At 43.2% G+C, this 6,230-nt stretch carries 6 protein-coding genes; 5 read left to right on the forward strand and 1 reads right to left on the reverse strand.

The window, feature by feature from the left end; genetic code table 11:
* Positions 1–94: 94 nt before the first annotated feature.
* The 3 genes from BHV72_RS19555 to BHV72_RS06585 all read left to right on the forward strand — a co-directional run bounded on the left by BHV72_RS19555 (position 95) and on the right by BHV72_RS06585 (position 3,417).
* Positions 95–199 (forward strand): RagB/SusD family nutrient uptake outer membrane protein, encoded by a 105-nt coding sequence (locus tag BHV72_RS19555; protein WP_353744885.1) that lies wholly within the window; start codon positions 95–97, stop codon positions 197–199.
* A 292-nt stretch (positions 200–491) separates the two neighbouring features.
* Positions 492–794 carry a DUF8478 family putative metalloprotein gene (locus BHV72_RS06580; protein ID WP_070100166.1) on the forward strand — a complete coding sequence of 101 codons (303 nt, stop codon included), beginning with the start codon at positions 492–494 and terminating at the stop codon, positions 792–794.
* A 304-nt stretch (positions 795–1,098) separates the two neighbouring features.
* Positions 1,099–3,417, forward strand: a complete 2,319-nt coding sequence (locus tag BHV72_RS06585; RefSeq protein ID WP_057279955.1) for a TonB-dependent receptor — start codon at positions 1,099–1,101, stop codon at positions 3,415–3,417.
* Between the two features lie 918 nt (positions 3,418–4,335).
* On the opposite strand, the gene BHV72_RS06590 is transcribed toward BHV72_RS06585, so the two are convergent.
* The gene (locus BHV72_RS06590) at positions 4,336–4,614 is read right to left on the reverse strand and encodes a DUF4372 domain-containing protein (RefSeq protein ID WP_134987936.1); all 279 of its coding nucleotides are present in this window, start codon (positions 4,612–4,614) and stop codon (positions 4,336–4,338) included.
* Positions 4,615–5,216: 602 nt separating this feature from the next.
* Here BHV72_RS06590 and BHV72_RS06595 point away from each other — a divergent pair.
* Positions 5,217–5,525: a helix-turn-helix domain-containing protein gene (locus tag BHV72_RS06595; protein WP_057279965.1), complete on the forward strand. Its 309-nt coding sequence runs from the start codon at positions 5,217–5,219 to the stop codon at positions 5,523–5,525.
* Positions 5,503–5,799 carry a helix-turn-helix domain-containing protein gene (locus tag BHV72_RS06600; protein ID WP_057279956.1) on the forward strand — a complete coding sequence of 99 codons (297 nt, stop codon included), beginning with the start codon at positions 5,503–5,505 and terminating at the stop codon, positions 5,797–5,799. The genes BHV72_RS06595 and BHV72_RS06600 overlap by 23 nt, the downstream gene beginning before the upstream one ends.
* Positions 5,800–6,230 lie beyond the last annotated feature (431 nt).

Consider the following 6,230-nt stretch of genomic DNA (forward strand, 5'->3'; position numbering starts at 1 on the left):
TGAATCAATTTATGCTTATTTTTGAAAACAGAATCCAGATATAAGAACAAACTTACAGCTGAATCCTGTTTCCATTTACACAAAATTTTGGACAGTGTCTTTAGATTATAAAATTTGGGAACCATATAAATCTTTATTGCCTATTCCTGAGGAAGAGATTAGTAATAACTCAGCTCTTACCCAAAACCCCGGCTATTAAATTTCTTACTTAACTTTCTTCATATTGTTTTTTTGATTCGAGAGGCTATTCCGTTTTTTCGGAGTAGCCTCTTTCCGTATTTTCTTATTGTAATCTTTTCTTCATTTATATCATAAAATATGTAAAGCTGTTCCACCGAAAGATATTACAGGCTTAAACAAAGTTGGAAACTTCGAATCTTTTTGATAACTTTGTAATCAACAATCTATATCAGGTTGTTATTTAGAGATAAGGTATTGGTAATTACTTCACAATGAGCAGATTGCTGGCACAGAAATACAGACTCGCAGGCATGGCCCTGCTGCTTGTATTCGCATCCTACTGGTGCGGCATTACGTTGTTCACTCACTCGCACGTGGTGAATGGCGTTATTGTTGTGCACTCGCATCCGTTCAAGGCCGGGCATACACATACCGATACCCAGCTCGAAACCATTTTCTACCTCTCTTTGCTGCAGACTTCCGGCGAAACGAACACCAGTGTGGCCTTGCCCTGCTGGCTTATTCCTTTGGGACTGATTCTCTTTGTCTGCACGATGGGAGTACCTTATCGTCCGTGCGCGGACATCCTGACACGCGGTCCTCCCTCTCTTTGATTTTTTCGGGGCATATTCTGCCCGTTTATGAATCCTGAAACATTTATTATTTTAAAGATTGCAGTTCCGGTACAGCGCCTGCTCTGCATACCTTTTCGTGGGTGTATGCACGTTTACCAGGAGAGTTATGCTTTGCATTCGGCGCAACCCTGCAAGCCGGCTTTGTCACAGCTGTAGTGAACCTTTCTCATAGGTATGCGAAAGATTCGGCTTTTCTGTGCCGCGACTTTTGCTTTGCTGTGATAAACCGATCGGACAGGGACGAACTGCGAACGACAATCGTGTAAATACTTAAAAATCAAAGATGAAAACTTTTTATATATACCTTTTGGGAGCAATACTGACATTGTTCCCGGGCTATGCTTTTGCATACGAACTGAACGATACCGATGCCAATATCATTGGCCACGTAACCGATAAAGATACCAAGGAACACCTGGCTTATGTAACGATTATGCTGAAGGGGACAACCATCGGGACGACTACCGACGAAACAGGGCATTACTTCCTGAAAAACCTGCCCGAAGGGACTTTTACTGTTGAAGTCAGTTCGATAGGCTATAAGACAGAGCGCCGCACCGTGCAGCTCACCAAGGGCAAGACGCTGGAACTGAATTTCGAGATTGGCGAGGACCACGTGGCACTCGAGGGGGTGGTGGTTTCGGCCAACCGTAACGAGACGACCCGCCGCATGGCGCCTACGCTGGTAAACGTGGTATCGGTCAAGACGTTCGAGAATACCAACTCTACCTGTCTGGCGCAGGGGCTGAACTTCCAGCCGGGTGTGCGTGTGGAGAACAACTGCCAGAACTGCGGATATCAGCAGGTGCGCATCAACGGATTGGACGGGCCTTATACGCAGATTCTCATCGACTCGCGTCCCATCTTCAGCGCGCTGGCGGGGGTATACGGTCTGGAGCAGATTCCTGCCAACATGATTGAACGTGTGGAGGTGATGCGCGGCGGCGGCTCGGCTTTGTTTGGCTCTTCGGCCATTGCCGGCACCATCAACATCATTACCAAGGAACCGGTGCGCAACTCGGCCCAGTTCTCGCACACACTGACGGGGATAGGCGATGCATCGGTTTTCGAAAACAATACCACAATGAATGCTTCGCTGGTATCCGACAACCAGAAGCTGGGACTGGCAGTTTTCGGACAGAACAGAGAACGTGCCGGCTATGACCACGACGGCGACGGATTTACCGAGCTGCCGGAGCTGAAAAGTCAGACGGTGGGCATGCGCTCCTACATCAAGACCAGCGATTATTCGAAGGTTACGGTAGAGTATCACCACCTGCAGGAGCACCGTCGTGGTGGCGACCAGCTGGCTCTCCCGCCGCACGAGGCGCTGATAGCCGAGCAACTGAAGCACAGCATCAATACCGGAGGGGTAAAGTTCGACCTGTTTTCGCCCGATGAAAAACAGCGCCTGGGCATTTATGCCTCGGCACAGCACATCGACCGCGACAGTTACTACGGCGGAGGCGAGGACTTGCAGGAAAAACTGAAATCGTATGGCAACACCACCGACATGACCTGGGTGGCAGGTGCGCAGTACAACTATAACTTCGACCGCTGCCTGTTTATGCCAGCTACGCTGACTGCTGGTGCCGAATATAACCAGGACCGCCTGAAGGACAACATGTGGGGGCGCGGCCGCTATCTGGACCAGCGGGTGAATACCGTGAGTGCTTTTGCGCAGAATGAGTGGAAAACGGCCCGCTGGAGTTTTCTGGTCGGTGCCCGCATGGACAAGCACAGCCTGCTGGACAAGCCGGTATTCAGTCCGCGTGCCAATGTGCGTTTCAACCCCACGGATAATATCAACCTGCGTGCCAGCTACTCGTTCGGCTTCCGAGCACCACAGGCTTTCGACGAAGACCTGCACATTGACAACGTGGGCGGAACCGTATCGATGATTCAGTTGGCCAAGGACCTGAAAGAAGAAAAATCGCAAAGCCTCAGCCTCTCTGCCGATATGTATCACAGCTGGGGCGACTGGCAGGGCAATCTGCTGGCAGAGGGTTTCTATACCAATATTTCGGATGTATTTGCCCTGACCGAGATTGGTAAGGACGAAAACGGTGTCATTATCAACGAACGCGGCAACGAAAAGGGGGCAGTGGTGTATGGCTGTACGCTGGAGGGCAAGCTGGCATGGCGAAACGTATGGCAGTTGCAGGCGGGATTTACCGTACAGCAGGCCCGGTATAAAGAGGCGCGTTCGTGGAGTGAGAACGACCCCAATGTGCCGCTCGAAAAACGCATGTTCCGCACGCCGGACACGTATGGCTACTTTACCATGAGCTATAATCCGCTGCGTGCACTTACGCTGGCACTTTCGGGAACCTATACGGGCAGCATGCTGGTAGAGCATCATGCTGGATACATCAGCCACAACCGTACGGAAACCACCCGCCGTTTTGTAGACATGGGCTTCAAGGCTGCCTACGATTTCAAGTTCTACAAGAGCATCCAGATGCAGGTAAGCGCGGGCGTGCAGAATCTGCTGAACGCTTACCAGCAAGATTTCGATCGTGGTGCTAACCGTGATTCCGGTTACATTTATGGTCCAGGAATGCCGAGATCTGTATATGCCGTTCTGAAGTTGAGTTATTAAAATAAGATGTAGTGATTTTGGGAAACAGTCATAATCTGTTTCTAGCATTTGGACTGACCGCCTATACCGGTCTTGTAACCGGCATAGGCGGTCTGATTGCCTTTCTTGCCAAACACACTGACAGCTGTATTCTTTCAGCCTTTTTTTCGTCAGTGTTATGATTTATGTTTCCTATGGACTTATACCAGAGTTGTTTTTTCTTTTTGAGCTTTATACTGAGCACACATCTTACATCTATATGTTGCTTTTATTGTTGTCCGGAGAAATTTTGTTTCTTAGCAATGATAAGCAGGAGATAATTGCAGATAGCTATCTATATCTGTGTGTACACTGAATTCTTAGTGATTCCGTAGAATGTCTTTATGTGCAAATGCTGCTTTTTTCTATTTGAAGAACAACTCAATTAGTCATCTCTCTCTGTATAACTTGGCAATGGTCAATGCATCAAGCTTAAAGTTATTGGAGGTGAAATGATAACTGTATTTGTGCTAAAGTCCTCATACACAGTAAGCCTAAAATCAGTATACTTTTGGGAAGTAAGTGCTCCTGTCAATTTGATGGTTTCATTAGAGAAAAGTCTAGCAGATTGCTCCACCTCTCTATTATCAATAACTTCGTAAAGTATATTCTCTTTTTACTCTTGTTACAAAAAAGACGTTGTTAAGATGAAAATGCAGACACAAAGAGTTAACTCTTACTATAGGTATCTTATCCATAATTGGGGAATCATGAACTGCTCTTTCTGTCAAATGAGTAGATGTCGAGATGGAACCTTTAATATCCATCAAGATATATATCTTGATGGTTCCTCTATCATGATGTAACATAGTCCATAGACAAAGTTTCAGATATAGCTCAATCGTGTTGCTATCAAAGGTATAGACCATTTCATCCAGGTCAGGTATAAGTTTCTAATCCTTATATGCTTTCTTTGCTTGTCGTTCGTTTCGAGCAATGTGGCTTTTGGCATGGCCTTAATGCCAAAACGGTAAAAGTCGATAGAATAAAGGTTAGGTGTAGTCTATATGTCTCTTGGTCCGAATCTGTCCGTGAACTGATAAAGCTCATTAACATGAATTGGTCACAGCAAATGAACTTGATGGCATGCCTGTCACCCTTATAGCGGTTGACATACTTCTTAAATTCATATATGTTTACAAGAGACATAACTTGCGCAAAAATTGTTTTTTCCTTTATTCATTGTTTGCAGAATAGGCTGTTTATACCTACTTGCAAAACTATGGTTTCTAATCGAAAAAAATATTAGTCTCGTAATTAACTGATTATTAATTAATAATAGCTGTTTTGAGAAAACGTCTCCGGACAGCAGTGAATCGTAATTATAAATAATAAAATATTCTTATTATCCCTTTCATCAAAGATAAATCCCAATCCTGATTTGCCAGCCGCATTCATTCCTTTTTTTCAGGAGAATTTTCTTTATGGCTGAAGCCATGAAAATTCACCTGAAAAAGAATGCGGCGGCAAACGGATTAGTATTAATGGAAAGATTACAGGGATTAACTGCGACCGACGTGACGCATAGCTGTGATCAAAGGCGACTATCCTTATATTCCATTTATGACCTCAAAAATACTGTGAAAATTCACCTCCTCAATAACAAAACATAGCCTGCTTATTAAATCCCGAAATAAGACAGGGATTTCAGCTCCCTCCGATCTGCATAGTCCGGTGGCTTCGCTATGATATCTGATGTCATATTATGAACTTTGATGATAGTCTTTTGTGTTCCACAACCTTCTATTCTATTTTTGCAACAACCACTTAAACTAATGATTATGGAGATTGTGAACATAGAAGCCAGCACATTTATGGAAATGAACAACATATTGTTCAAAATAGAAAAACAAATGAAAGGACTGAACTTTTCCAAACCTGAGTTGAGTGAATGGTTGGATAACCAGGATGTATGTATTCTTATGAATATATCAGACAGAAAACTATTGTCTCTAAGGCAGAAAGGGCTAATCCCTTTCAGTCGTATAGACAGAAAGGTTTATTATAAAAAAGAAGATATTCTAAACTATATGAGGAACAACCTTAAAACACATATAAATAATGAAAATGGGACAGATGGTATTGAATAAGGATAGTAATGAGGTCAAAAGATTTATTGAAGCCATGGAAGGTATATCCAAAATATTGGATGCAAATTCTTTAATCTACAGACCTATATTAGACGGGCACCGTTATATTACAGAACAAGAATTATCAAAGGCTCTCAAAATAACCAAAAGGACACTCATTGAATATAGAATGAATGGTAAATTACCCTATTACAAAATAGGAGGAAAGATTCTGTATAAAGAACAGGATATTATAGAAATATTAGAAAGAAACAAAGTATTGGCATTTGAATGATATTTCTTAAATCATTAATAATCGACACAAATAACTTGTAACCACTCTAAATAATTATATAAACATTTGGAGGAATAGAACCGAACACTTACCTTTGTAAAGTCAAAAAATGATTAACAAGAATCTATCGAAAATTAGTGAATTTGGCATATGGCTGATTCAGTGGTTCGGGGATTTTTCCAAAGATATTAAAGTACTGCAAATTAGGACTTTGAATAGTATTATTCGATTCCTGGTGGCACCACTTTGAAGAAAAGCAAAAGACAGTAAAATCCTGATTTCCAAACGGAATCAGGATTTTTTGTTTTCTCACAAAACGCAAAATCCGGCAATAATCATCGACGAACGGCAAAAAGTTCAGCTTCAGTTTCCCAAGTACCATCCGGACGTTTTACCATACGTTGCCAACGGAATGAAGTCGTTGTAATTTC

Origin of the sequence: Bacteroides sp. 43_46, assembly GCF_001915455.1 — a bacterium.
Taxonomy (GTDB): Bacteria; Bacteroidota; Bacteroidia; order Bacteroidales; family Bacteroidaceae; genus Bacteroides; species Bacteroides caccae.

Bases quoted from the DNA above. Each gene is read 5' to 3' on its own strand.
- BHV72_RS06580 (WP_070100166.1), top strand. From the start codon at position 492: ATGGCCCTGCTGCTTGTATTCGCATCCTACTGGTGCGGCATTACGTTG.
- BHV72_RS06585 (WP_057279955.1), top strand. From the start codon at position 1,099: ATGAAAACTTTTTATATATACCTTTTGGGAGCAATACTGACATTGTTC.
- BHV72_RS06595 (WP_057279965.1), top strand. From the start codon at position 5,217: ATGGAGATTGTGAACATAGAAGCCAGCACATTTATGGAAATGAACAAC.
- BHV72_RS06600 (WP_057279956.1), top strand. From the start codon at position 5,503: ATGGGACAGATGGTATTGAATAAGGATAGTAATGAGGTCAAAAGATTT.